At 47.5% G+C, this 24,553-nt stretch carries 21 protein-coding genes; 11 read left to right on the top strand and 10 right to left on the bottom strand.

Going from position 1 to position 24,553, the window contains the following annotated elements; all coding sequences use genetic code 11:
- The first annotated feature begins 69 nt into the window (after positions 1 to 69).
- The 3 genes from Q0R37_RS04835 to Q0R37_RS04825 are packed head-to-tail and all read left to right on the top strand — an operon-like array spanning position 70 to position 1,625.
- Positions 70 to 465: a secondary thiamine-phosphate synthase enzyme YjbQ gene (locus Q0R37_RS04835; protein ID WP_294751985.1), complete on the top strand. Its 396-nt coding sequence runs from the start codon at positions 70 to 72 to the stop codon at positions 463 to 465.
- A gap of 2 nt (positions 466 to 467) precedes the next feature.
- The gene (locus Q0R37_RS04830) at positions 468 to 1,181 is read left to right on the top strand and encodes an NAD-dependent protein deacylase (protein ID WP_294751982.1); all 714 of its coding nucleotides are present in this window, start codon (positions 468 to 470) and stop codon (positions 1,179 to 1,181) included.
- A gap of 15 nt (positions 1,182 to 1,196) precedes the next feature.
- Entirely contained in the window at positions 1,197 to 1,625 is a 429-nt protein-coding gene (locus Q0R37_RS04825; RefSeq protein WP_294751979.1) for a hypothetical protein, read from the top strand.
- 33 nt (positions 1,626 to 1,658) lie between these two features.
- On the opposite strand, the gene Q0R37_RS04820 is transcribed toward Q0R37_RS04825, so the two are convergent.
- Positions 1,659 to 3,263, bottom strand: coding sequence for an ATP-binding cassette domain-containing protein (locus tag Q0R37_RS04820; RefSeq protein WP_294751976.1), 1,605 nt, complete (start codon positions 3,261 to 3,263; stop codon positions 1,659 to 1,661).
- 549 nt (positions 3,264 to 3,812) lie between these two features.
- On the opposite strand from Q0R37_RS04820, the gene Q0R37_RS04815 reads away from it, so the two are divergent.
- Positions 3,813 to 4,709 (top strand): amino acid ABC transporter substrate-binding protein, encoded by an 897-nt coding sequence (locus Q0R37_RS04815; protein ID WP_294751974.1) that lies wholly within the window; start codon positions 3,813 to 3,815, stop codon positions 4,707 to 4,709.
- A gap of 63 nt (positions 4,710 to 4,772) precedes the next feature.
- On the opposite strand, the gene Q0R37_RS04810 is transcribed toward Q0R37_RS04815, so the two are convergent.
- On the bottom strand, positions 4,773 to 5,741 hold the full coding sequence (locus Q0R37_RS04810; protein WP_294751971.1) for a GTP-binding protein: 969 nt from the start codon (positions 5,739 to 5,741) through the stop codon (positions 4,773 to 4,775).
- A gap of 137 nt (positions 5,742 to 5,878) precedes the next feature.
- Between Q0R37_RS04810 and Q0R37_RS04805 the strand changes: the two genes are divergently transcribed.
- From Q0R37_RS04805 to Q0R37_RS04780, 6 genes are all read left to right on the top strand, one after another.
- Positions 5,879 to 6,541: a response regulator transcription factor gene (locus Q0R37_RS04805; protein WP_294751968.1), complete on the top strand. Its 663-nt coding sequence runs from the start codon at positions 5,879 to 5,881 to the stop codon at positions 6,539 to 6,541.
- Complete coding sequence (locus Q0R37_RS04800; protein WP_294751965.1) at positions 6,538 to 7,551, top strand: sensor histidine kinase; 1,014 nt, start codon at positions 6,538 to 6,540, stop codon at positions 7,549 to 7,551. Before Q0R37_RS04805 ends, Q0R37_RS04800 begins: the two co-directional genes overlap by 4 nt.
- A 386-nt stretch (positions 7,552 to 7,937) precedes the next feature.
- The gene (locus Q0R37_RS04795) at positions 7,938 to 8,159 is read left to right on the top strand and encodes a hypothetical protein (protein ID WP_294751963.1); all 222 of its coding nucleotides are present in this window, start codon (positions 7,938 to 7,940) and stop codon (positions 8,157 to 8,159) included.
- 14 nt (positions 8,160 to 8,173) lie between these two features.
- A complete protein-coding gene (locus Q0R37_RS04790; RefSeq protein WP_294751961.1) occupies positions 8,174 to 8,938 on the top strand; it encodes an ABC transporter ATP-binding protein in 765 nt (254 codons plus the stop codon).
- On the top strand, positions 8,928 to 10,991 hold the full coding sequence (locus Q0R37_RS04785; protein ID WP_294751959.1) for an ABC transporter permease: 2,064 nt from the start codon (positions 8,928 to 8,930) through the stop codon (positions 10,989 to 10,991). The genes Q0R37_RS04790 and Q0R37_RS04785 overlap by 11 nt, the downstream gene beginning before the upstream one ends.
- Positions 10,992 to 11,588: 597 nt before the next feature.
- Positions 11,589 to 13,277, top strand: coding sequence for a SulP family inorganic anion transporter (locus tag Q0R37_RS04780; protein ID WP_294751956.1), 1,689 nt, complete (start codon positions 11,589 to 11,591; stop codon positions 13,275 to 13,277).
- A gap of 337 nt (positions 13,278 to 13,614) precedes the next feature.
- Here Q0R37_RS04780 and Q0R37_RS04775 read toward each other — a convergent pair whose 3' ends face one another.
- Together Q0R37_RS04775 and Q0R37_RS04770 are read right to left on the bottom strand one after the other, a co-directional pair.
- Positions 13,615 to 16,086 carry an endo-1,4-beta-xylanase gene (locus tag Q0R37_RS04775; protein ID WP_294751991.1) on the bottom strand — a complete coding sequence of 824 codons (2,472 nt, stop codon included), beginning with the start codon at positions 16,084 to 16,086 and terminating at the stop codon, positions 13,615 to 13,617.
- A 441-nt stretch (positions 16,087 to 16,527) separates the two neighbouring features.
- Positions 16,528 to 17,301 carry an EAL domain-containing protein gene (locus Q0R37_RS04770; RefSeq protein ID WP_294751954.1) on the bottom strand — a complete coding sequence of 258 codons (774 nt, stop codon included), beginning with the start codon at positions 17,299 to 17,301 and terminating at the stop codon, positions 16,528 to 16,530.
- 432 nt (positions 17,302 to 17,733) lie between these two features.
- Here Q0R37_RS04770 and Q0R37_RS04765 point away from each other — a divergent pair, with 432 nt between their 5' ends.
- Complete coding sequence (locus Q0R37_RS04765; RefSeq protein WP_294751951.1) at positions 17,734 to 19,143, top strand: GGDEF domain-containing protein; 1,410 nt, start codon at positions 17,734 to 17,736, stop codon at positions 19,141 to 19,143.
- Positions 19,144 to 19,186: 43 nt separating this feature from the next.
- Here Q0R37_RS04765 and Q0R37_RS04760 read toward each other — a convergent pair whose 3' ends face one another.
- The 6 genes from Q0R37_RS04760 to pyk all read right to left on the bottom strand — a co-directional run bounded on the left by Q0R37_RS04760 (position 19,187) and on the right by pyk (position 24,537).
- A complete protein-coding gene (locus Q0R37_RS04760; RefSeq protein WP_294751949.1) occupies positions 19,187 to 20,437 on the bottom strand; it encodes a folylpolyglutamate synthase/dihydrofolate synthase family protein in 1,251 nt (416 codons plus the stop codon).
- Between the two features lie 191 nt (positions 20,438 to 20,628).
- Positions 20,629 to 21,372 carry an SDR family oxidoreductase gene (locus Q0R37_RS04755; RefSeq protein ID WP_294751946.1) on the bottom strand — a complete coding sequence of 248 codons (744 nt, stop codon included), beginning with the start codon at positions 21,370 to 21,372 and terminating at the stop codon, positions 20,629 to 20,631.
- 65 nt (positions 21,373 to 21,437) lie between these two features.
- Entirely contained in the window at positions 21,438 to 21,740 is a 303-nt protein-coding gene (locus Q0R37_RS04750; RefSeq protein ID WP_294751944.1) for a Dabb family protein, read from the bottom strand.
- A 58-nt stretch (positions 21,741 to 21,798) separates the two neighbouring features.
- Complete coding sequence (locus tag Q0R37_RS04745; protein WP_294751941.1) at positions 21,799 to 22,299, bottom strand: GNAT family N-acetyltransferase; 501 nt, start codon at positions 22,297 to 22,299, stop codon at positions 21,799 to 21,801.
- Positions 22,280 to 23,110 (bottom strand): hypothetical protein, encoded by an 831-nt coding sequence (locus tag Q0R37_RS04740; RefSeq protein ID WP_294751939.1) that lies wholly within the window; start codon positions 23,108 to 23,110, stop codon positions 22,280 to 22,282. Before Q0R37_RS04740 ends, Q0R37_RS04745 begins: the two co-directional genes overlap by 20 nt.
- Complete coding sequence (gene pyk, locus Q0R37_RS04735; RefSeq protein WP_294751936.1) at positions 23,110 to 24,537, bottom strand: pyruvate kinase; 1,428 nt, start codon at positions 24,535 to 24,537, stop codon at positions 23,110 to 23,112. The genes Q0R37_RS04740 and pyk overlap by 1 nt, the downstream gene beginning before the upstream one ends.
- Positions 24,538 to 24,553 lie beyond the last annotated feature (16 nt).

Here is a 24,553-nt window from a genome sequence, read left to right as displayed (position 1 = left end):
AAGTGTAATTTCGGGCGGATAATATCCGCCCCTACAAATATAAATTTTGATTTACGAAAGGAGATCATCATGTTATTCAATTTCAAACTCAGCACTCCCGCAGAAGGACTTGTGGATATCACCAGAGAAGTAAGCGAATCCGTTAAGGAAAGCGGCGTTCTCGAGGGTATATGCATAGTTTTCTGCCCACACACCACAGCCGCAATAACTATCAATGAAAATGCCGATCCTGACGTACAGACCGACGTAATAAAGGGACTTGACAAATTCTTCCCCGAGCTTCAGTCCTTCCGTCACGCTGAGGGAAATTCCGACGCGCATATAAAATCCTCGGCAATAGGCGCAAGCGAGACCATCATAGTCACAGGCGGCAAGCTCCTTCTCGGCACATGGCAGGACATCTACTTCTGCGAGTTCGACGGCCCGAGGACAAGGAAATTCTACGTAAAGGTCATAGGAGAATAATTATGGACAATATTGAAAAGCTCTCGGAAACAGTAAAAAACTCACATAATATCGTTTTTTTCGGCGGCGCGGGAGTTTCCACGGAGAGCGGTATCCCCGACTTCCGCAGTGTTGACGGACTTTACAGTCAGCAATGGGACTATCCCCCCGAGACTATACTCAGCCACACGTTTTTCATGAAAAAGACCGAGGAGTTCTACCGCTTCTACAGAGCAAAGATGCTGTGCCTTGACGCTAAGCCAAATTCGGCTCATATAAAGCTTGCGGAGCTCGAAAAAGAGGGAAAGCTGACCGCTGTAGTCACTCAGAATATAGACGGACTTCATCAGGCGGCAGGCAGTAAGACCGTATACGAGCTTCACGGCAGCGTCCTCAGAAATTACTGCACAAAATGCAGGAAATTCCATGATGTTCATGCCATTACCGACTCGCAGGGCGTCCCGAAGTGCGATTGCGGCGGTATTATAAAGCCCGATGTGGTACTTTATGAGGAGTCCCTCGACGACGACACGGTAAACGGAGCAGTCCGCGCTATTGCTTCGGCGGATACGCTCATAATCGGCGGAACCTCTCTCAACGTATATCCTGCGGCGGGACTTATCCGCTATTTCAAGGGAAATAACCTTGTTATCATCAATATGTCGCCCACTCAGATGGACAAGAACGCCGATCTGCTCATCTGCGACAGGATAGGCGAAGTTTTCTCCCGCATATAGGAGGTCAGCTTCGGCGTGAACGGCGCGGAATATACGGGCATGAGCCCGTCAGATACGATAAAAAGCGAATTGCAGGTGAAGAAAATGACCGAAGAAGAAGCTTTCAGTTACCTTAATATGAAATACGGAACAAGGTTCACATGGAAGCTTTTGCTTCTCTCCGAGGCAACAGGCTATTTCGTAAGGGAATTGAAAAAAGAGCTTGGAGAAGACCACGAGCTTTTCAGGAACAATATCTATGCTGTTGCCAGCAACGGGGTCAACGACGAGGTGCTTTATCTTGTGGGAGACCTGCACGGAGGCGGCGGTATCTACAGGATATATCACCTGACCTACTCTGCGGATAATCCCCCTGGATATCCGAGATATATGGAATTCAAGGGCATCGAAGCAGTACGTGATTTCTTTGAAGCCAAAATACTCATAAAATCATTAAAGCCTTAAAGCAGTTTATCATGACCGCTTTAAGGCTTTTTCTCACATAAGTCCGTTTTCTTTCTTGAAATCTATGAATTCTTCGTAAGTTCCCTGTCTGTCAAGGCAGCCCTGAGGAAGTATCTCGATGATACGGTTGGCAGTGGTCTGCATTATCTCATGGTCGTGAGAAGCAAGGATCACGACTCCCTTGAAATTGATAAGGCTGTTGTTAACAGCGGTAATGCTTTCAAGGTCGAGGTGGTTGGTAGGACGGTCGAGCACAAGCACATTCGAGCCGAAAAGCATCATGCGCGAGAACATACATCTCACTTTTTCTCCTCCCGAGAGTACATTTACGGGCTTGTACACATCGTCCCCCGAGAACAGCATACGTCCGAGGAAGCCGCGGAGATAGGTCTCTGTCTCGTCCTTTACGGAGTACTGGCGTATCCAGTCGAGTATTGAAAGCTCGCAGCCGTTGAAATACTCTGAGTTATCAACGGGCATATATGAAGTGGTGACGGATACTCCCCATTTGAAGCTTCCCGAATCGGGCTGCTCCTCTTCCATAAGTATCTTGAAAAGCATGGTTATAGCCTGTTCGCTCTCGCCCACAAAGGCAACCTTGTCGTTCCTGCCGAGGGTAAAGCTTACGTTGTCGAGGAGCTTTACGCCGTCTACCGTCTTTGTAAGCCCATCGACCTGAAGTATATCCTTGCCCAGGTCTCTGTCCATATCGAAGCCGATGAACGGATATCTTCTGCTTGACGCGGGGAGCTCCTCAACGGTGAGCTTTTCAATGAGCTTTCGGCGTGAGGTCGCCTGATTTGACTTTGATTTATTGGCCGAGAAACGTGCGATAAAGTCCTTGAGCTCTTTTATCTTCTCCTCGTTCTTCTTGTTCTGCTGCTTTATCATGCGCTGAATGAGCTGGCTGGACTCGTACCAGAATTCGTAGTTGCCCACATACATCTTTATCTTGTTGTAGTCGATATCGACAATATGAGTGCAGACGTTATTCAGGAAGTGACGGTCGTGGGATACAACGATGACCGTACCGAAGTACTCCGAAAGGAACTCCTCGAGCCAGCGTACCGCGTCAATGTCAAGGTGGTTCGTAGGCTCATCGAGGAGAATGATGTCGGGATTGCCGAAAAGAGCCTGTGCAAGCAGCACCTTGACCTTTTCGTTACCCGAAAGGGACGACATCTGCGAATAGAGAATATCCTCGGAAAGTCCGAGACCCTGTATGAGCTTTGAAGCGTCGGACTCTGCCTCCCAGCCATTGAGCTCGGCAAATTCGCCTTCAAGCTCAGAAGCCTTTACGCCGTCCTCCTCGGAGAAGTCCTCCTTTGCGTAAAGAGCGTCCTTTTCCTGCATTATCTGATAAAGTCTGGCATTTCCCATAATTACGGTATCGAGTACGGTGTACTCGTCGTAAGCGAAGTGATCCTGCTTAAGAACGCTGAGGCGTTCCTCCTTGGGCATTACAACTTCACCCGAAGCAGGTTCGAGCTCGCCGCAGAGCACACGGAGAAAGGTCGATTTTCCCGCGCCGTTTGCGCCGATAACGCCGTAGCAGTTGCCGTTTGTGAATTTAAGGTTTACGTTTTTAAAAAGAGTGGAGCCGCCGAACTGCACACTCACATCAGTTACTGTTATCATATTTACTCCTTTCGCAAATCATAATTTAAATGTGTAGGGGACGGCGTCTCGACGTCCCTTGTAGTGGGCGATGCCCACATCGCCCAGTTGATTTTACCATTGTATCACGGGCGGATAATATCCGCCCCTATAATATGCTTCATGTTATTTATTGAGTAAGGCACGGGCTGTCGGGGACGCCGGCCCCTACAATGGGCTAATGGTACAATCATTTTTTGTGCTGTAAGCGATGTACGATTAACGGTGTTGTTTAAAGTGAGCGAGTTTACGAGCGCCAACGTGGCTGCGCCGCCGCTCGCTCAGCGGCAAATTCTGATTTATCGCACAACAAAACTCATTATACCACATTCGGGAACGAATGTAAAGGAAAAACCTCCGTATACAGCTTTATGGAGCCGTTTTTCACAAATAATCGCCAAATTACCCGTACAAGTATTCAATTATTTATAAGAAGTTCCGAAAACACAGCCCCCGTACTTTACACCCGCAGATAAATGTGATATTATATGTGTATCATATATAACAAAAACCGAAGGAGAGAAAATCATAATGAAAAAGAATAATTTCAGAAGCCTTTTAGCAGGTATGGCAGCCGTATCCGTGCTCGCAGGCACAACAGCCTGTCTCGATCCGAACAGCGGCTCAGGCAATAAAACAGAAAGTACTACCGCTGCAAATACTGCCGAAGCAGAGACCGAAGCAGCTGCAGTTGCGGCAGCACCTGCAGCGGACGACTCGCTTCAGAAGGTCCTTGACGACAAGAAGCTCGTACTCGGACTTGACGCAAGCTTCCCGCCGATGGGCTTCACAGACGAAAACAACGATATAATCGGCTTTGATATCGACGTTGCACAGGAAGTATGCGACAGACTGGGCGTAGAGCTCGTAAAGCAGCCTATAAACTGGGACACAAAGGAAGAGGACCTCAAGGTCGGCAAGATCGACTGCATATGGAACGGTATGTCCATAAGCCCCGCAAGAGCTGAGGTCATGAACCTCTCCGAGCCTTATATGAAGAACGAGATGATATTCGTAGTCCCCGCAGACAGCGAAATAAAGTCAATGGACGACCTTAAGGGCAAGACCGTTGGAGTTCAGACAGGCTCGACTGCTCAGGAGATACTGGAAGCAGCAGATCTTTTCAGCGAAATCACCGAGTCGCCCCTTGAGGACAACGTAACAGCTCTCAATCAGATGGAGCTCGGCTTCTCTGATGCAGTATTCCTTGATTCCGTAGTTGCAAACTACTTCATCACCTCAAACAGCAAGGATTATGTCATACTCCCCGGCAATCTCGAATCGGAAGAGTACGCTGTCGGATTCAGAAAGGAAGACGAAGAGCTCCGCAACAAGGTACAGGAGCTTCTCAGTGAAATGAAGGCTGACGGAAAGCTTGGCGAGATATCAGCAAAGTGGTTCGGAAGCGATATTACAACAGTAAAATAAACGTCAAAAAGCACATCAGCGCCCTCTGAAAAAACAGAGGGCGCTGATCTAATGTCAGGCGTTTTATATGGAAACATATTCGCTGTCGGTATTCAGCGGCTTCAAATGGCAGTCTATACGTTCGCGCGAGACGTTGTCCCCTATTACTATCAGCACGGGCTGTCCCACGGAAACAGGCGATATCTCGGTCTTTTCGCGGGTAGCATTTATTTTCAGCCAGCCATCGCCCGCAGGAAGAGCTCCCTTTATGCGGAATATACTGCCGCAGCTCTCATCGCTCATGATATCGGCGATAACTTCCTCTATCCGCTCCTTCGGCAGAGCGATATGCATGAAATAGTGTACCGAGCTTTCTATGTCCTCGGGACTGTATTTCTTGATATAGCTCGAACCGCGGTATCCCGCGCTGCAAAGCGTCCTGTAATCATCATCGTCAAAGCTCTCCCAGTCCTTCGCCACAACATCACGGAGCGAAAGTCTGCGGTCACAGCGTATCTTTTCAAGGGCAGCGTTCACACGCTCCAGTATCCTCTGCGTGAGGGCAGCGTCAGCTTCACCGTTTATCTTGCTTATGACCAGCTTTCCGCAGCAGGCAGCCTCAGAACCGAGAAGGTACTCCATCTGCGGCGAGAGCTCCTCGTCAGCCTCTCCGTCGGCAATAGTGATAACACTCCCTATCTCGAACCAGTTGTCGAGGGGAGACTCATGAAGGATATCAAAGAACTCGTCCATGTCGAAAATACCCGACGGCTCGACGATAACGCGGTCAAAGTGCTGCATACCGAGAGAAATGAGCTGCGTCTTGAAGCGCCGCCTGTGGCAGTCCGCGTCACAGCCGCCCGCTATCATTTCAAGGCGGCAGTGCTCCCCTTTCAGCTCATGGAGCATCATCATATCTATATTTACAGCGCCGAAATCGTTTTCGAGTACGGCGATATTTTCTCCGCTGTCAATGAGATGCCGTGCATATCTCAGCAGGAAGGTAGTTTTTCCCGAGCCGAGCACTCCTGTTATAAGGTCTATCTTAGTCATTTTCCGCAACTCCTTTGCAATTAGTATATCACAGCTTCAAAACAATGTCAATTTCCTTATTGCGAAAACTGCTTCACTTGTTTTATTCCTGCAATTATGCTATAATGTAATCCGAAAACTTTATTATGAGGTGACTTATGAGCAAGATATATATAGTTGAAGACGACAAGTCTATCCGTGAGGAGCTTGCCGAGCTTCTCCGCAACTCAGGCTACGAAGCCGAGTGCCTTACGGATTTCTCAAACTCAAAGGCGGATATCCTTTCCGCACATCCCGACCTTATACTCATGGATATAAATATCCCCAACCTCAACGGTGAGCAGCTCCTTAAGGAGATACGCAAAGAAAGCGATATCCCCGTCATAATGGTAACGAGCCGCACCTCCGAGACCGACGAGGTACTCTCCATGAGCTACGGTGCGGACGACTACATAACAAAGCCCTATAACCCGACTATACTTCTCCTGCGTATATCCGCTGTACTCAAACGCGCCGCAGGAAACACATCCGTACAGTCCTACAACGGCCTGCAGGTCAACGACGCAAAGGGAAGCCTTACAGACGGCAGCCGCGATGTCATACTCACCAAGAACGAAATGATAATATTCCGCCTTATGCTGGACAGAAAGGGCTCTATCGTTACCCGTGACGACCTTATGACAGCTCTGTGGGACAACGACGAGTTCGTAAACGACAACGCCCTTACGGTCAATATAAGCCGTCTGCGCTCAAAGCTTGCGGAGCTTGGCTGCAATGACGCTATCGAAACCAGAAAGAAACAGGGGTATGTACTGAAATGAAGCTCGGAAATTACCTAAGAGACAGGCTGTGGTACTACCTTATCGCTGCCGCCGCGCTGGGACTTATGCTCCTTTTCCTTGCGGCTTACAGAGTCAGCGGTCAGCTTATTATATTCATAACATCAATATATCTTATATCCGTATTTTTTGAGGAGCTAACGGGCTATCTGCGGAAAAGGCAGTTCTACGCCGAGCTGCATCAGAAGCTTGACGAACTCGACCAGAAGTATCTTATCCACGAAATGATAAACAAGCCCGATTTCCTTGAGGGAGAGATACTTTACAATGCCCTGTGCGATGCGAATAAGTCCATGTGCGAAAAGGTAGCGGAGCACAAGAGGCGCTCCGATGATTTCCGCGATTTCATCGAGATGTGGGTGCATGAGGTAAAGCTCCCTGTGGCAAGCCTGCAGCTCATGGCGCACAATCACAGGGACGAGCTTGGCGAGAAGTTCACCGAGCAGCTTCGCAGGATAGATGACTATACCGATCAGGTGCTCTACTATGCGCGCTCTAAAAATGCCGAAAAGGACTATATAATAAAGGAAACGTCCCTGAAGCGGGCTGTTGCCAACGTGGCTATCAAAAACCGCGAAGCAGCACAACTTGCGGGAGCTTCCATAGAGACTGAGGGACTTGATATTACGGTAATGACAGACGGGAAATGGCTTGAATTCATACTCGGACAGTTCATGGCAAACAGCCTGAAATATACAGTAGAAGGCCGTGAGCCTGTGATACATATCTCGGCAGAGAAGCTTGAGGACAGAGTGCTCCTGCACTTCCGCGATAACGGCATCGGCATACCCGAAAGCGATATCCCCCGTGTTTTCGACAAGAGCTTCACAGGCGAGAACGGCCACACCTATGCAAAGTCAACGGGTATGGGACTGTATATAGTCAAAAATCTCTGTGACAGGCTCGGACACGGTATTTCCGCAGCCTCCGAGCGCGGAAGCTTCACGGAGCTCACCATAGCATTTGCCAAAAACGATCATTACCTTATATAACTGTTAGCCTTTAGCTTTTAGCCAATCGTAGGGGCTGATGCCCACATCAGCCCGCGAAATAATGATAAAACCGACGGGGCGATGTAGGCATCAGCCCTTACAAACAAACGTGTAAATGCGGACTGCCAAAGGCAGCCCCTACAATGAGCTAACAATACGATCATTTATAAGTGCTGTAAGCGATGTACAATTAACTGTATTGTTTAAAGTGAGCGAGTTTACGAGCGTCAACGTGGCTGCGCCGCCGCTCGCTCAGCGGCTACATTACAGAAATGTAATGTTGCGTAATGTTAAAAACACGACTGTAATGTTAAGGCGTAGTATAATAAGATCATGGAAAGGGAGAACGGCTCCCGAAAATAAAGACACCGAAAGGAAATGATCTTATGAAAAAGCTTACTTCAAACATTATCAGAGCTGTTTACATCTTGAGCAGCATAGTAATAATACCCATAGCCGCTGTTGAACTTTATGAAATAATAAGCGGCAGAGCAGCTGTTGATCCTCACCTCAGAAATATGACAGACGGTATTTTCTGGAGCGTATTTGCGGTATATCACCTTTGCCAATGGTACATCTGCAAGCACAAAAACAGAATTGAAGCATAAAAGGAGATAAGAAAATGTCATTACTCAGAATACAGAACATTGAAAAGTACTACGGAAACAGATCAAACCTCACAAAGGCTGTGGACGATATCTCCTTCTCAGTTGAAAAAGGCGAATTCACCGCTATCATGGGAGCTTCGGGAAGCGGCAAGACCACTCTCCTCAACTGCATATCAACTATCGACAGAGTTACCGCAGGCCATATCTTCCTTGAAGATCAGGATATCACACAGCTGAAGGGCAGGGAGCTGAACAAGTTCCGCCGCGATAAGCTGGGCTTTATCTTTCAGGACTTCAACCTTATGGACACCCTTACTGCCTATGAGAATATCGCCCTTGCCCTTTCGATACAGAAGCGTCCCGCAAAGGATATAGACAAGGCTGTAAAGAACGTAGCCGAGCAGCTGGGCATTACAGATGTCCTTGGAAAGTACCCCTATGAGATGTCTGGCGGTCAGAAGCAGAGAGTTGCTTCCGCAAGAGCTATAGTTACAGAGCCGAAGCTGGTACTCGCAGACGAGCCTACAGGCGCTCTGGACTCAAAATCATCAAAAATGCTGCTTGAGCGCTTCAACTACCTCAACAGAGAGCATAACGCCACTATAATAATGGTAACTCACGATTCATTTACCGCAAGCTATGCTTCAAGAGTACTTTTCATCAAGGACGGCAAGCTCTTCAACGAGATAATCCGCGGAAACGACAGCCGCAGGCAGTTCTTTGACAAGATAATCAATGTAGTTACTCTGCTGGGAGGTGACGTGAGCGATGCTCTTTAAGATATCCCTCAGCAACATCCGCAAAAGCATCAAGGACTATGCCATATACTTCTTCACTCTCGTACTGGGAGTTGCTGTATTCTACATATTCAACGCCATAGAGACGCAGACAGCCTTTCTCAGAGTAAGCGACGACCAGCGCGAGCTGATACATATTCTCACAACGGCTATATCCGGTGTAAGTGTATTCATAGCCGTAGTCCTCGGACTTCTCATAGTTTATGCAAGCCGCTTCCTTATGAAGCGCAGGAACAAGGAATTTGCCCTGTATATGATGCTCGGCATGAGCAAGCGGAAAATATCCGCACTTCTTCTCTGCGAAACTGTCATCATCGGCATCGGCTCCCTCTTTGTGGGGCTTATGATCGGCATAGGTCTTTCACAGGTCATGAGCGCAGTTGTTGCAAATATGTTTGAAGCCGACATGAATGACTATAAATTCACGGTATCGGGCTCGGCAATAACAAAGACCATACTTTACTTCGGCATTATGTACGCTGTCGTAATGCTGAGAAGCGGCTTCGTTATCAGCAAATGCCGCCTTATCACCCTTATGAACTCGGGCAAGCGCTCGGAAAAGATAACCATGAAGAACCCGTGGCTCTGCGTGATAGTATTCCTTATCTCCGCAGCAGTCCTCATCTGGGCATATCATACAGTCGGCTGGGACTTTGAACACATCAATGAAAAAAGGATAGGTCTTGCCATACTTGCAGGCATCGTTTCCACATTCTTTATCTTCTGGTCCGTATCGGGTATGCTCCTGAGAGTGGTGATGTCCGCAAAGGGAGTTTATCACCGCGGACTGAACAGCTTTACATTCCGTCAGATAAGCAGCAAGATAAACACCACTATCGCTTCCATGACAGTTATATGTCTTATGCTCTTTGTGACTATATGCACCCTCTCAACTGCGTTCACTATCAGGAACTCTCTGAACAAGGGTGTTGAGGACAATTTCCCTGTTGATTTTTACGGACGCTTTTCACTTCATACTCATGATGGCACAGACGACTCCTCATACCGCACAGGCAATATCGACGATGTATACGCTCAGCAGAATATGAGCATCTACGACGATTTTGATGAGTATTGCCACTTCCATGATTATAACGAAAGCAACTTTACCTTCGACACCTTTGCAGGTGACAGAAAAGCCGAACTGACAGGCGGTTCAATGAGCATATATGCAATGATGAACTTTGATATCTCATTCCTGAAGCTCAGTGATTACAACGCTATCATGGAGCTCTACGGACAAAAGCAGATAGAGCTCGGCGACGGCGAATACGCTGTGAGCGCAAATGCTGCGGGACTCCCCGCTATGTATGATAAGCTCCTTGAGGATAGTACCGAAATAACTGTTTTCGGCAATACTTTAAAGCCAAGCTCGGAAAAATGTATAATAAGCTCGTTTTATCCCGATATACAGGCTTCAAATACAGGTACGATAATCGTTCCCGACAATGCAGTATCCGAGAAATACCGCGGAGTTGACTATTTCGTCGGCAACTATAAGGCTACTGATAAAAATGGCAGGGAAGCCGCAGAAAAAACAGCAAGAGACAACTGGAACAATGTGATGCACCGGTATCAGAGCGGAGCGGGAAACGGCTTTATGCATGGACTTGAAACAAGGATCGAGGCTGCAAGCAATGCCATAGGCATAGGTGCTTTAGTTACCTTCCTCGGACTTTACATCGGCTTTATCTTCCTCGTATCCTGCGGCGCTATACTTGCGCTGAAGGAGCTCTCAGAGAGCGCTGACAGTATGCCGAGATATACCATGCTCCGCAAGCTTGGCGTAGAGGAAAGGGAGATATCAAGGTCCATATTCAGGCAGTCGGGAATATTCTTCCTGCTGCCGCTGCTTCTGGCTTGTCTCCACTCCTATGCGGGCATGAGATTTGCCAAGATCGGACTTGATCTTCTCGTAACGGATAACTACACAAAGCCCGTTATCTTTACTGCGATCATACTCATAGCCATATACGGCGGCTACTTCCTCCTCACCTTCCTCGGAAGCAAGGCCATAGTAAAAGAACAAAAGTAAGCTTTTCATGATATAGTTCAGGCGGTTCTCCGAATGGAGAGCCGCTTCGTTTTTTGTTGAGAGCTGAGAGTTGAATATTTATTAAAGGCTAAGAACGCTTTCATAAAACCGCTTCCTGTAAGTGGGCTGAAATGGACTGAAATTAAACGGAAAACCGTTTAATAAGAAAAAAAATTTTTCAACTTTGTAGCAATACACAAATCTGCATTTTGATTTTTGTGAATATCTTACTAATTTCTCATTCTGCTCAATCCTTTTCTCCTCAGCTGACAGGAATATATATAAACCGCCAAAATTTTTCTCCCTGTCCGAAATCTCTTGAAAACCGCTATTATTAGTAGTATAATAGAAGCGTTGCGTGTCTTTTTTTGAAAAAAACGGGTATGTGAAGATTTTTATGGTCTATTGAGCATAAGGCGTTCGCAATTGCTTATTATACCACAAACACAAATTCAGTCAAGACTATAATAAGCGCCGTAAACGGCGGTCCTGACAGAATTTGTGTTTGTAGTTCGGGACAATTACGCAAACGCCCAACAGCTTCCGACCGCCAAAAAAGTCATTTACCCCAAAAACAAAGAAAAAGAGGTTAGTAAAATGGCTGAAAAAGTATTGAAACCAACGGAGGAAAAGCTCAAACCAAAGCTTTTCTCGGTTATGAAGACCTATACCAAGGAGCAGTTCATCAAGGACATTATCTCAGGTATCATAGTCGCTATAATTGCGCTGCCCCTGTCGATCGCCCTTGCTCTTGCTTCGGGAGTCGGCCCCGAACAGGGTCTTTATACCGCCATAATCGCAGGCTTTATAGTTTCTTTCCTCGGCGGAAGCCGTGTACAGATAGCAGGTCCTACTGCGGCATTCGCTACAACTGTCGCAGGTATAGTTGCGGTCGAGGGCATGGACGGTCTTGCAATATCGGCGATAATGGCAGGCATCATACTTATCGTAATGGGCTTCTGCCGCTTCGGAGCTCTTATCAAGTACATCCCCGGTACTATAACCACGGGCTTTACCTTCGGTATCGCCGTGACCATACTCCTCGGACAGGTCAAGGACTTCCTGGGACTCACCTTCAAAAACAAGCCCATAGAGACCATTGACAAGGTAAAGGAGATCTTCACCTGCATTGATACCATAAACTGGCAGGCTCTCCTTATCGGCGTTATTTCCCTTGCAATACTTATCCTCTGGCCTAAAAAGCTGGAAAAGATACCCGCTTCGCTTATTGCGGTCATCGTCTGTTCCGCTATAGTCAAGCTCTGCGATGTCAGGGTAAATACTATCGGCGACCTCTATCAGATATCAAATTCTCTCCCGAAGCTGACGGTTCCCGAGGTCACCTTCGCAAGGGTAAGAGCTCTTATCCCCAATGCTTTCACTATAGCTGTACTTGCAGCTGTTGAGTCTCTCCTCTCCTGCGTCGTTGCTGACGGTATGGTAGGTTCAAAGCACCGCTCAAATATGGAGCTCATCGCTCAGGGTACTGCAAATATCGGCTCGGCTTTCTTCGGCGGTATCCCCGCTACAGGTGCTATCGCACGTACTGCCGCTAACGTAAAGAACGGCGGACGTACTCCTATCGCAGGCATGGTACACTCGGTAGTGCTGGTAGTTATCCTCGTTGTGCTCATGCCATATGCTTCGCTTATCCCTATGCCTACTATTGCGGCTATACTCTTTATAGTTGCTTATAATATGTGCGGCTGGAGAAATATCAGAAATACAGTCAAGACTGCTCCCAAGAGCGATATCGCTGTACTTTTCGTAACTCTCATTCTTACTGTAGTATTCGACCTCGTTGTTGCCATCGGCGTAGGCATGGTAATGGCAGCTCTCCTCTTCATGAAGCGAATGGCTGACGTTACTGAGGCTCATGCATGGAAGGATATCGACGACGAGGACACCGACCCCGATAACATACTCCTCAAGAAGATACCGAAGAATACCCGTGTATTCGAGATCAACGGTCCTATGTTCTTTGCTGCTACCGATAAGTATAAGTACGTGCTCAGCGACAAGGATATCGACGTGCTCTGCATAAGAATGAGGAATGTTCCCGCTATGGACGCTACGGGCGTTGAAGCTCTCATGCGTATCGTTAAAAGATGCAAGCGCCATAACGTAATGGTGGTATTCTCTCATGTAAACGAGCAGCCTATGAAGGTCATGACCAAGGCCGGCTTTATCGAGGAAGTCGGCAGGGAAAACTTCTGCGACCATATCGACACCGCTCTCCTCAGAGCAGAAGCTATCGAAAATGAGATCTCTTCCAAAAAAGCATAACAAAAGGCGGACCGGAGTCCGCCTTTTTCACGTAAATGTTACAATATCATCGTTTTATCCACTTAATCTGCAAAAAATGAGTTGATAAAGAGGGCTTGGAAGTGATATTATATTCACAGAGATTGGTAATCAAGTTCCAGTCCTCAAATAGTTGAAAGCTTTAGCTTTCTGCTAAAGCCTGCGAAGGCTTTTAAAAATCATCCTCATTGAACCGATACCGAAGTTTCAGTGTTCTTCGGTGTCGGGATTTTTTTGCAAAAAAAATCCCGACAAGGGAGAGTATTACCTCTCCCTTGTCGGTTTTTTATATTATAAAGACCAAATAAACAGCTTTATATCACTTTCTGAGTCCAAGAAGCTTCTCCTGGATGTAAAGTGCGTCATTTGTTGTAAGACCCTCAGAGCCGTTAACGTCTCCGTTTATCTTACCCTGCTCTGTAAGAGCGTGTGAATCTGTACCGCCTACGCCGTACTTGTCAGGATTTGCAAGAGCCTGCATGATGATTACTGCATCGCCCATGTCAAGTCCGCCGTCGTTGTTAGCGTCGCCCCATAATGTCATTTCAGGCTTCTTAGGAGCTGTAGTTGTAGTTGTTGTTGTAGTTGTTGTGGTAGGCTTTGTTGTTGTGGTTGTTGTAGTTGTAGTTGTTGTGGTGGTTGTAGTTGTAGTAGTAGTTGTTGTTGTTGTTCCTGCAACTGCCGGAGGATCGATCTTATTTGCAAGAGCAAGGATGTTGTTGTAGAACGACTTAGGCTGATAGTTGCTGAACGGAAGCGGTGAACCGCCGTTCTGATTAGCTCTCCAGCTTCTCTCATCTGTTGTACCCCAGAGAGTTACAGTTGAGATATTAGCTGCGTTCTTCATAGCAACCTCGAAGATCTGAGGATAGAGAGTTCCGTTTGAGCCTGTGCTGTTTGTGATATCGAGCTCTGTGATCTGTACGTCAAGACCGAGAGATGCGAACTTCTTAAGAGCTGTCTCAAACTCGCTTGCTGAAGGATATCTTGAGTCAAGGTGAGCCTGCATACCGATACCGTCAATATAGTCGCCTTCCTTCATGACTGTCTTAGCCATATTTACAAGGTCGTTTGTCTTTGCGCTCATATACTCATTATAGTCGTTGAGGTAAAGCTTACAATCCTTTGGAGCATACTGTCTTGCGTATTTGAATGCGTTTACTACGAACTCAGAGTTGCCTTCGCCGTATACTCTTACCCAGTTGGAGTTGCTGCCCGGTCTCATTCCGCCGCCGTCGTTAACGAAGAGCTCGTTACATACGTCGTAGGAGTGTACCTGAAGGTTCGGGAACTGGCTCTGGAGCTGTGAGAATGTATTCTTTATCATGCTCTCGAGACGCTTGTTCATACGATCCTTGGAAACAAATCCGCCGTTGTCCTGGAAGAGGGACTGAGGTGTCTGGCTGTACCATACGAAGGTATGACCACGAACACCGATGCCGTTCTGCTCTGCGAACTTAAGGATATTGCTTGCGGAGCTGAGGCTTATATTTACTTCATCACCGTTTACGCCCTTAACGATAGAATCAGGCTTCATTTCGTTTTCGCAGGTGATAGAGTTGTAGTTTGTCTTGATGAACTGCTGAGCCTGTGAGTTACCGATCTCCATGCCGCTTACGGAAGTACCGAGACGGAAATACGGTCCCATAACATCCTTGAAGCCGCTGCCGCCCTTTTCGTACTTGTAGTTGAGGTTCTGGTGAGCTGCTACGCCCTCGGTGCTGCCTGCACCCTCATAAGTGGTGCCACCGCCGCCGTTGCCGCCGCCAGCGTTTCCGCCGCCTTGCTGGCCGCCCTGCTGACCGCCCCAGTCGAAGCCGCCTTGCTGGCCGCCCCAGTCGAAGCCGCCCTGCTGGCCGCCCCACTGACCGCCTTGCTGGCCGCCCCAGTCGAAGCCGCCCTGCTGGCCGCCCCACTGACCGCCTTGCTGGCCGCCCCAGTCGAAGCCGCCCTGCTGGCCGCCGCCGAAGTCGAAGCCGCCGCCGTTGCCGCCGCCCCACTGCTGGCCGCCGCCGTCATTGCCGCCTGCGTTGCCGCCGCCCTGCTGCTCCTGACCCATCTGGTCATCGGTCGCATTGGTCGTAACAGTTACGCTCTTAACATTAGCCTGACCGTTTGATCTGTAGCCCTCAATGTTAAGGGAAACCTCATAGAGAGTACCTGACATATCGAGGCCCTTCTGGCTCCATGCATCGAAGTGCTTGGATACGTCGATAGTGCCCTTCATGTAGTTGGTCGTGTTATTCTGTGAACCGCTTGTGGTCCTGATGCTCCAGTACTGCGGGAATGTAGCAGTACCGTCGAGAGAAGGCTGGTTATAACGCATTGTCTTGGCAATTTCGTATGTATTGCCGTTGAGAGTTATATTACCCTTTCTCTCACCGTCGTTTCCGGGTGGACGCCAGTCGCCCCAGCCTTCAACTATGTAGTACTCCATAAGAGGATTTCTTGTCCATCCGTAAACGCACATATAAGAATTTCCTCTTGGAGTGTACTCTACATCATAAGTAAGAACGATATTGCCGAAGGACTTGTAGTTTTTCTTCTGGCTGTCGAAGTTCTTGCCCATACGAGCCAGGAAGTTCTCGATATTGCTCCATGAACAAGTGAAAGAGCCTGCGCCCGGGTTCATCTGAGCGTTGCCCTGTCCGTTCTGGTTCCACATCTCGTAGTCGTAACCGCCTACGTTTCCTCTTATCTGCTGATCGGCAGCAAGTGCGGTAACAGGGAGACTTGAAGCAATCATCATTGCAGAAACTGCACTTCCGACGATCTTCTTAAAAGTTCTCATCTTCAAATAAATCACTCCTCATTTTAAATATTATAATGACCTTTTCTCTTTATCTCTTTTTTGCATATACAGTCTATCCCGGTTTTTTCACCCAATTCTTATCTCTTACTCCGTTTTTCTTAGTAGAAAATGGAATAAAATACCTCCACATCACGAAATAAACTGTACATTTTATATGCAAGTATAATATACATCAATTATTCCTACTTGTAAATAGAATTGGTCAAAAACAGCAAGAAAAGACTAATGAGTAGCAATTTTTGGTCAGTTTTAGTTTAAAAACACAGCGTTTTGAAAATATATTAATCTTTAGAGTTCACTGATAAAACCTTACAGGTAAATATATTTCATAAGTTTTAACATATGATATGACCTCTTTTGCGTTGTAAAAAAAACTCCCGAAACACTTCGGGAGCTTTTCAAGTAATATTATTTAAACATTCAGAGAAACTTATCCTCAAATTCCTCAAGGGGCATCGGCTTGGCAAAATAGTAGCCCTGAAACAGCTTACAGCCCATATCGTTAAGCGTATTGAACTGGTCCTCCGTCTCAACGCCCTCCGTCAGCGAGTCTATACCGAGATCTTCGGAGAGGTTTATGATGTTCTGCAGTATGGTCTGCGCTTTGCCGTCGTCCTTTGATTTGCTCAGGAACTTCATATCTATCTTCAGGACGTCAACGGGCATATCCTTCAGCATATTCAGCGATGAATAGCCGCTTCCGAAATCGTCCATCTCAACAATATAACCCATTTTCCTGAACTCGCTGAGAGTTTTCATACGCAGCTCGGCTTCGGTCATCATTACCGTTTCCGTTATCTCTATGCGGAGCTGTGACGGACTTACGCCGTACTCGGCTGTGAGCTTCTTTATCTCCTCCAAAACATTGATAAAATAGAAGTCCTTAGGGGAGATATTAACGGATATGAACAATTCCGAGCCCTTTTTCTTCCAGCTTGCCAGTATCTCGCAGGCGCAGCGCCACATATATTTATCGGCCTCTACAATCATTCCGTTCTTCTCAAATACGGGAATGAACGCTCCGGGCGAAAGGAAGCCGTCCGTGGGGTGTATCCACCTTACAAGAGCCTCCGAGCCGACCACAGTTCCGTTTTTGTCAACTATAGGCTGGAGGTAGGGCTTGAGCTGCCTTTCCGCTATGGCTGCGGGGTCAAACTCCTCAACGGGTATGCATACTCCGAATGAAGCGCCCACAAGGCGGTATGAACGCGCCTGTAAGCAGAGCTACGGAAAATGAGTTCATCTAGCGCGATCTGAATGCAATAACGCTGCAAACAGCCAGTGCAATTATCATCACCGCAAATATGACCGAAAAACGATCTCTCATATAAATCACCACACTTCTGATGCGTCATATCCTATTGACAATTCGCCAAGCATACTGTAGCACATTTCACATATAATCGCAACATTTGGCGATACTTATTTACAATATTTTTACTTGCAAGGCACAGATCGGGTGCTTTTTTCTGCGATATGTGCATTTGTTGCTTTTTACTATTTGTTTATTGACTTTTTGCAAATATTTGTGGTAAAATTATTATAAACCAACTCATTCGATAGGTTAACTGCACATTGACTCTGTGCAGTTTCCAACATCAACAAACTGTAAAGAAGGTGTTTTATATGGATTTTCAGCAGTTAATAGACGGATTTTTCCAGACTGCCTGCGTTATTTCGGTAAGAAAGAAAAGTGACGGCAGCTATGAGGATATACGTATAGTCGCAGGAAATAAAATGTTCATTGATATCGCGGAAAACCCGCCTTTTATTACAGATCCGAATGTTCGTCCTCCAAAATTCATACCGAACAGCCCATATGAAAAATATCTGCCCAAAACCGCAAATTTCGAGGATCTGAGCTATCGCGCCGCTGTGCTGAAAAAAACTGTAAGCACATATATAAACCTGAACGTATGCGATATGTGGTTCAATATGACTTTTATTCCCGTGGACTGCGAGGACGGAGATGTCTGCTACTGCATCTACACAACAGAGCCCTGCGATGTAAATGACATAAATCCTGCTTCCACAAGCTCCATGACTATATCAACTGACGTGCTCAGGACCTGCATTAAGCTGAGAGGCACGAACAACTTCAAAAAGACAATAAATGAAGTAATACAGGATATCCGCGAGATGTGCGGCGCTGAGGTGTGCACCCTCATGCTCATGGACGAGGAAAACGGCAAGTGCAATATCCTTGCAAAAAGCACTATGCTGAACAGCTCTCTGAAAACCGTGACGCAGTTCACGAATTTCTACGATATCGCTCTTTCGTGGCGGGAAACTTTAGGCGAAAGGGACTGTATCATCATAAAAGGCGCCAAGGATATGGAATATATCAGCGAGACCAACAATATGTGGTATCTCACCCTTGAAGAAGCGGGAGTCGAAAGCATTGTACTGTTCCCGCTCAGGCACAACAGAGAAATGATAGGCTATATATGGGTGACTAACTTCAATATTGAAAATACCCAGCGTATCAAGGAAACTCTTGAGCTGACCTCTTTCTTCCTGTCTTCCGAGATCGCAGGCTATAATATGATGACACGCCTTGAGCATATAGGTTATACCGACCTGCTTACGGGTATCAATAACCGCAACGCCATGAATAACAGGATAATGGATATAGTTTCGGGTGATGAAACTATCTCAGTGCCTTACGGTGTTGTTTTTGCCGATCTCAACGGTCTGAAGCGCGTAAACGACGAAGGCGGACACGCAGCAGGCGACCTCCTGCTGAAAAAGGCTGCGCTGATCCTTCAGGAGGTATTCATAGGAGACAGTATCTACCGCGCAGGCGGCGATGAATTCATGATAATCGCTTCCGATATCAGCGAAAGTGCATTCAATGAAAAAATACATGATCTCAGGAAAGCCGCATCCGATCCCGACAGCGTATGCTTCTCGGTGGGAAGCTTCTATAACAGCTCGGGAAGCGATATCCGCGACGCCATGAGGATCGCGGACGAGGCTATGTATAAGGATAAGGAAGAGTATTATCAGAAGTATCCCGAGAGGAAATACAGATAAGTAAAAAGCTCGCCGGCAATACGTCAGCGAGCTTTTCATATCATTATTCCATATTCAGATACTCGCTTGCGAGATACAGCGAGCCGCAGATAACTGCTACACCGCTGTTTTCGAGGGCGAGTTTTTTTGCCTTTTCCGCGCACTCCGCAAGAGTTCCCGTTTCGGCTTCCGTGCGGAAGCTTGCTATATCCGCGATAGTTTCCGCAGGCACTGCGTTTGGCGCGAAGCCGTCTACCGCAAAAAGCCTGTCCGAAAGCTCGGATATGGTCTTGACACAGCCTGCGTAGTCCTTGGAGTCAACCATGCCCATAACAGTGTATATCTTCTTCCTGCGCGTACTGAGATACATCAGCATCAGCGAAAGCATACCGACTCCCGCAGGATTGTGTCCGCCGTCAACTATAACGGGAGGCTCGCCGTCGATGTACTGCACCCTTGCGCGGACCTGAGTAGTCTCCACCGACCTGATAACAGCGCTCTCACTGACGGAAAAGCCCTTGCTCCTGAGGTAGATACAGGCAGTTATGGCGGTCTGAGCGTTGTATTTCTGATGTATACCGGGCATTGCGGGGGTGAGCTTTATGCCCCTGTAAATGAAGGGTGAGAACAGCCCGCCGTCGGGGGACGGCTTGCAGGGCTCGCAGGGTATGAGCTCCGCACCTTTTTCCTCTGCCGTCTTTCGTACAAGCTCCCTGACGCTGTCGGGGTTATCCTCGGAAAGTATGACCGCAGAGCCTCTCTTTATTATGCCTGCCTTGTGTGAAGCTATCTCCTCAACGGTCTCGCCGAGTATGGCTGTGTGGTCAAGGGATATTGACGTTATCACCGATACAAGGGGCGGCGGTATCACGTTTGTGGAGTCAAGAAGTCCGCCTATGCCCGTTTCAAGCACGACGATATCGCACTTCTCACGCTCGTACCACAGCATGGCTATCGCCATTGTTATCTCGAACTGAGAATACGGCTTGTCGTCAACGTGCTCCTTTACGAACTGTGCAAGCTCGCAGAGGGACTTCTCGTCTATCTCGTCGTCGTTTATGCGTATCCTGTCGGTATAGCGCAGAACGAAGGGCGAGGTGAACTTTCCTGTCTTATAGCCCGAGAATTGCAGAGCATTGGCTATATATTCAAGAGTGGAGCCCTTGCCGTTGGTGCCTGCGATATGGACAAATCTCAGCCGCTCCTGCGGGTCGCCCACACGCTTCATGAGCTCCCTTGCGCGGGAGAGGTCGGTTATACGCCCTCCCGATTTGGTGTAGGAGTTTATAAAGCTCATACATTCTTCGATGTTCATGGTTTCTCCTCATATTTAATATAATCAAGTTGTATAAAAAGCAAAGCTATCTTAAAAAACGGGCTGATGTAGGCATCAGCCCCTACAAACAGGCTATTATACATTTTATGTAGGGGGCGATGCCCACATCGCCCCGCTGAATTAAGTATTTTCGACAATCTCTATGGCGGCAAAGCCGCCCTGTATGCTTCTTAATACACTCCTGCCTGCTTTTCAGCCTTTGCAACAGCTTCTTCAAGCGTCATGCCCGTAAACTCCTGTGCCGAGAAGATACGTCCGCATTTCTTATCGCCGATGAAAGCTCCCACAAGTACTCCCGGGAGAGCGCTCTCGGGAGAGTTGGGAGCATTGGGTCCGCCCAGGTCTGTTCTGCACCAGCCCGGGTCTGTAAGGTTGAGAGTAACATCAGTTCCCTCATAGTTCTTGCCGAGATCGCGGGTCACCTTGTTGAGAGCAGCCTTTGCCGCGGAGTATCCCGCCTGCTCGGGTTCGAGGTCGATACCGCTTGTGGTATTGACTATGCGTCCGAAGCCGCGCTCCTTCATCTGAGGGAGAAAATGATAGCATATCATCATCGGTGCGGTAGTGTTTATCTTAAAGCTTATGTCGTAATCCGATGCGGGAGTTGCAAGATAGTCCGTTCTGTATGCTATCTGAAGTCCTGCGTTGTTGAGTATTATGTCAAGCTTTGTGCCTTTTTCATCAATAGTGCGGCACATCCTCTCTACCTGTTCCATGTCCGAAAGCTCTGCTGTCACGATGTAAGCGTCAACGCCCAGCGCCTTTACCTCGCTGAGTACCTTTGCACAGTGCTCCTCCGTTCTGCTGTGGAGAACAAGATTGCAGCCCTGCTGAGCCATGAATATTGCGGAAAGATATCCGATACCGCGGCTCGCGCCCGTTATGAGCGCCCATTTCCCTTTTACGTTTACCATGTTTTCTTCCTCCTGTGGGATATTTCTATATGCAATTCTCCCGCCGTGTGACGGGAGAATAAACATCAGTATTCGTAGTCTATGCAGGCTCTGTCAGTCTTTACGCTGCCGATGAATTTGCCGAACTCAAGATGTGCGGGGTGTACCTGATATGCGTTGAGGTCTGCAATAGTGTCGAAGTCGCAGAGAAGAGATATAGTGTAGTTGCTCTCGGGAGCGTCCTTTGAATTTATCACTACCTCGCCCTTTTTCAGCTCCTTGACGTTTGCGATGACGTTGTCGAAGCGCTTCTTTGCTTCGACAGCATTCTCGTACTCGCTCCTGCCCTCGGCTTCTTTCAGTTTGAACATAACTATATGCTTTATCATAAAATTACCTGCTTTCCTGTAAGTTGTTAGTTATTAGTGCATAGCGCTCAGTTTGGCTTTATAGCTCAAACTTTTTTGATCTGAAGGTCTTTAAGCCGTCGTAGCTTGAATACTCGCCATAGCCGACAAAGTGCAGTCCGCACTTTTCTATTACGTGTGCGGAGGCTGTATTCTCGGCAGCACATTCAGCCTTGAAGCGGACTTCGCCGAATCTGCTCCGCACAAGCTCTATCATTGCCTTTGAGGCTTCCGTAGCGTAGCCCTGTCCCCAGCAGTCATAGCGGAAATTATAGCCGAACTCCCATAAGCCGTCCTCTTTGAGCCTTATACCTCCCGAACCTATGAGCTTATCATCGCTCCTGCGGACAAAGCCGAACTCGAATACGGTATCAGAGGTATTTATACTCCTGAGCCACTCTTTTGTAGTTTCCACGCTTTCATGGGTGGAGTATATCATGTACTTTGCCACACGCTCGTCCCCTGTCCACTCAAAGGCTGCTTCCGCGTCGTCAAGGGTCAGCGGACGGAGTATAAGGCGGTCAGTTGTTATCGTCGTCATCTTCGTCCTCATCGTCATTCACAGGAATGACAACTCTTTCAAGTTTATCTTTACGCTCGAACAGTATAAGCGGCATAAGAAGAATTGCAGCTGCAAAAATCAGACTACTTGGACCTTCGTATTTTGTGGCGGAGTTCAGATAATCAAGGAAACCGCCATCGGGAGTGCTCATAGCTTTGTCGATATAATAATTGAAGAATAAATCGTATATCACAGCGGCAAGAGTTCCTGCCCAGCCTATAATTGCCTTACTGTCGCTCTTTTCCTGCACTTCGTAAATAAGGAAAGTCGTAAGGACAAGTTCAGTGTAATAAATGTTATGGATCCTGAAAAACAATGCTCCAAAAGCCATGATACCTGTCATTATATAAGCATAGGCAATAAGAGAATTCCGCTTTTCCCATTTTATATTTCCGAACATCGTAAGAACAAGTATCACGCCTGCTGCTATACCGAGAAGGAACAGCAATGTTCCGAACAGATACTCTATAAGAAGTGATGGACTATAGCTGTATGCCCTGATACTGTTGCCTACATTTTTCAGATAGCGAAGATTATTATCTGTACAGAAATTTGCTGCAAGCGAGGTCATCACAAGCAGCTTCGCCCATGTTCGGTCGTATTTACGTGTTATTATGACAATTGCAAGAGCAGCTGTGGCTAAAAACACAGGAAATGAATACTCCAGAGCCGCTCTTATATTTTCTGCGTTCTGATAAGAAAACAGTTCTGATAATATCAGCAAAGTAGGTCTTATCATCAGCAAAGCTGTGATTATTTCAAGTATTCTTGTGCGTTTTTTAGTATTCATTATTTACCGCCTATTTTCTCAACTTTCATAAGGTTTGTAGTACCAGACACGCCGAGAGGTACGCCTGCGGTGATAGCCACAAGGTCGCCGTCCTCAACGAGTCTGTGAGACTCGGCAGCTTCAACTGCTGCGGCAAAGAGGTCGTCGGTGTTGGTCTTTTCGTCGATGATGAACGGGATAACTCCCCAGCTCATATTCATCTGGCGGCATACCACCTCGCTCATGGTACAGCTGATTATAGGACAGCTGGGACGGTACTTGGAAATAAGTCTCGCAGTCTGTCCGCCGAGAGATACGGTTATGATAGCTCTTGCGTTCAGGTCGTGAGCGGTTGTAACAGTCGCGTGGGCGATAGCCTCGGCAACGCTGCCGTTCTGCTCAGCGCGGCGTGAAGAAAAGCGTGTCTTGTAGTTGATATTGTTTTCAGTGGTCTCGGCAATAAGAGCCATAGTCTTTACCGCCTCCACAGGGAATGAGCCTGCGGCGGTCTCGCCAGAGAGCATGATAGCGCTGGTGCCGTCATATATAGCATTTGCAACGTCGGTTATCTCCGCGCGGGTAGGACGGGGATTGGTTATCATGGACTCAAGCATCTGAGTAGCTGTTATTACCTGCTTGCCTGCGTTATAGCCCTTCTTGATAAGGGATTTCTGTATTGCAGGTATCTGCTCGAAGGGTATCTCTACGCCCATATCGCCTCTTGCTACCATTATGCCGTCGGCGGCTTCAAGTATCTCGTCGATGTTCTCAACACCGTCGGTATTCTCTATCTTTGCGATTATCCTCACATCGAACCAGCCGAGGCTCTGTGTGAACTTCCTGAGATAGTTGATATCGGCAGCTGTGCGGACAAAGCTTGCGGCGATGAAGTCGAAGCCCATTTTCGAGCCGAATTCAAGGTCGTCCATGTCCCTTTCGCTGAGATAAGGCATGGAGAGCTTTACTCCCGGAACATTTATGCCCTTGTTGTTGGAAAGAGTTCCGCCGTGAATGACACGACAGACTATCTCCGTCGTTGTTACCTTCTCGGCAAGGAGCTCGATGACTCCGTCATTTATGAGTATCCTCGTCCCCATGCTCACATCACGGGGAAGCTTCTTGAAGCTTATGCTTCCTATCTTGTCGGTGCAGGGCACGTCCTCGGTGGTGAGGGTATATGTATCGCCGTCGTGTATCTCAACGGGCTTGTCGTCAACAAATCTGCCCAGTCTTATCTCGGGACCCTTTGTGTCGAGGAGAGTTGCGATAGGCATATCCAGCTCTTTCCTGAGCCTTTCGATAACACGGAACCGCTTTTCATGAGTTTCATAGTCTCCGTGTGAAAAGTTGAAACGTGCTACATTCATGCCTGCGAGCATGAGCTCGCGCATAATGTTTTCATCGTCTGTCGCAGGACCTATAGTACATACTATCTTTGTCTTTCTCACGTAAATACGCCTCTTT

Origin of the sequence: uncultured Ruminococcus sp., from assembly GCF_946415235.1 — a bacterium.
Taxonomy (GTDB): Bacteria; Bacillota; Clostridia; order Oscillospirales; family Ruminococcaceae; genus Ruminococcus.
This window is presented reverse-complemented; position numbering and strand designations above follow the sequence as displayed.

Excerpts from the sequence above, each read along its gene's own strand:
- Q0R37_RS04795 (WP_294751963.1), top strand. The coding sequence starts at position 7,938 with ATGAAAAAGCTTACTTCAAACATTATCAGAGCTGTTTACATCTTGAGC.
- Q0R37_RS04745 (WP_294751941.1), bottom strand. The coding sequence starts at position 22,299 with ATGACGACGATAACAACTGACCGCCTTATACTCCGTCCGCTGACCCTT.
- Q0R37_RS04785 (WP_294751959.1), top strand. The coding sequence starts at position 8,928 with ATGCTCTTTAAGATATCCCTCAGCAACATCCGCAAAAGCATCAAGGAC.
- Q0R37_RS04750 (WP_294751944.1), bottom strand. The coding sequence starts at position 21,740 with ATGATAAAGCATATAGTTATGTTCAAACTGAAAGAAGCCGAGGGCAGG.
- Q0R37_RS04835 (WP_294751985.1), top strand. The coding sequence starts at position 70 with ATGTTATTCAATTTCAAACTCAGCACTCCCGCAGAAGGACTTGTGGAT.
- Q0R37_RS04805 (WP_294751968.1), top strand. The coding sequence starts at position 5,879 with ATGAGCAAGATATATATAGTTGAAGACGACAAGTCTATCCGTGAGGAG.
- Q0R37_RS04810 (WP_294751971.1), bottom strand. The coding sequence starts at position 5,741 with ATGACTAAGATAGACCTTATAACAGGAGTGCTCGGCTCGGGAAAAACT.
- Q0R37_RS04800 (WP_294751965.1), top strand. The coding sequence starts at position 6,538 with ATGAAGCTCGGAAATTACCTAAGAGACAGGCTGTGGTACTACCTTATC.
- Q0R37_RS04755 (WP_294751946.1), bottom strand. The coding sequence starts at position 21,372 with ATGGTAAACGTAAAAGGGAAATGGGCGCTCATAACGGGCGCGAGCCGC.
- Q0R37_RS04775 (WP_294751991.1), bottom strand. The coding sequence starts at position 16,086 with ATGAGAACTTTTAAGAAGATCGTCGGAAGTGCAGTTTCTGCAATGATG.
- Q0R37_RS04820 (WP_294751976.1), bottom strand. The coding sequence starts at position 3,263 with ATGATAACAGTAACTGATGTGAGTGTGCAGTTCGGCGGCTCCACTCTT.
- Q0R37_RS04760 (WP_294751949.1), bottom strand. The coding sequence starts at position 20,437 with ATGAACATCGAAGAATGTATGAGCTTTATAAACTCCTACACCAAATCG.
- Q0R37_RS04740 (WP_294751939.1), bottom strand. The coding sequence starts at position 23,110 with ATGAATACTAAAAAACGCACAAGAATACTTGAAATAATCACAGCTTTG.
- Q0R37_RS04830 (WP_294751982.1), top strand. The coding sequence starts at position 468 with ATGGACAATATTGAAAAGCTCTCGGAAACAGTAAAAAACTCACATAAT.
- Q0R37_RS04780 (WP_294751956.1), top strand. The coding sequence starts at position 11,589 with ATGGCTGAAAAAGTATTGAAACCAACGGAGGAAAAGCTCAAACCAAAG.
- Q0R37_RS04815 (WP_294751974.1), top strand. The coding sequence starts at position 3,813 with ATGAAAAAGAATAATTTCAGAAGCCTTTTAGCAGGTATGGCAGCCGTA.
- Q0R37_RS04765 (WP_294751951.1), top strand. The coding sequence starts at position 17,734 with ATGGATTTTCAGCAGTTAATAGACGGATTTTTCCAGACTGCCTGCGTT.
- Q0R37_RS04790 (WP_294751961.1), top strand. The coding sequence starts at position 8,174 with ATGTCATTACTCAGAATACAGAACATTGAAAAGTACTACGGAAACAGA.